The organism is Streptomyces sp. NRRL S-340, assembly GCF_000720185.1.
GTDB lineage: Bacteria > Actinomycetota > Actinomycetes > Streptomycetales > Streptomycetaceae > Streptomyces.
Genome location: NZ_JOIY01000113.1, coordinates 1 through 659, shown reverse-complemented (window position 1 = coordinate 659; position 659 = coordinate 1). Strand labels below are relative to the sequence as shown.

General features: G+C 68.0%; 1 protein-coding gene. It reads left to right on the top strand.

The annotated features are described in order from the left end of the window. Positions 1 to 659, top strand: a 659-nt coding sequence (ispG, locus tag IG64_RS37175) for a flavodoxin-dependent (E)-4-hydroxy-3-methylbut-2-enyl-diphosphate synthase (protein WP_063758874.1), incomplete at both ends; no start/stop codon positions are given.

Below are 659 nucleotides of genomic sequence, written 5' to 3'. Positions count from 1 at the left end.
GTGCAGTCGATGACGACGACGCGTACGTCGGACATCGGTGCGACGTTGCAGCAGATCGCGGAGCTGACCGCGTCGGGCTGCCAGATCGTCCGCGTCGCGTGTCCGACGCAGGACGACGCGGACGCGCTGGCGACGATCGCGCGGAAGTCGCAGATCCCGGTGATCGCGGACATCCACTTCCAGCCGAAGTACGTGTTCGCCGCGATCGAGGCGGGCTGTGCGGCGGTGCGGGTGAACCCGGGGAACATCAAGAAGTTCGACGACCAGGTCCGGGAGATCGCGAAGGCGGCGAAGGACCACGGCACGCCGATCCGGATCGGTGTGAACGCGGGGTCGCTGGACCGCAGGCTGCTGCAGAAGTACGGGAAGGCGACGCCTGAGGCGCTGGTGGAGTCGGCGCTGTGGGAGGCGTCGCTGTTCGAGGAGCACGGTTTCCGGGACATCAAGATCTCGGTGAAGCACAACGACCCGGTCGTGATGATCGAGGCGTACCGGCAGCTGGCGGAGCAGTGCGAGTACCCGCTGCACCTGGGTGTGACGGAGGCGGGACCGGCGTTCCAGGGCACGATCAAGTCGGCGGTGGCCTTCGGTGCGCTGCTGTCGCAGGGGATCGGGGACACGATCCGGGTGTCGCTGTCGGCGCCGCCGGTGGAGGAGGT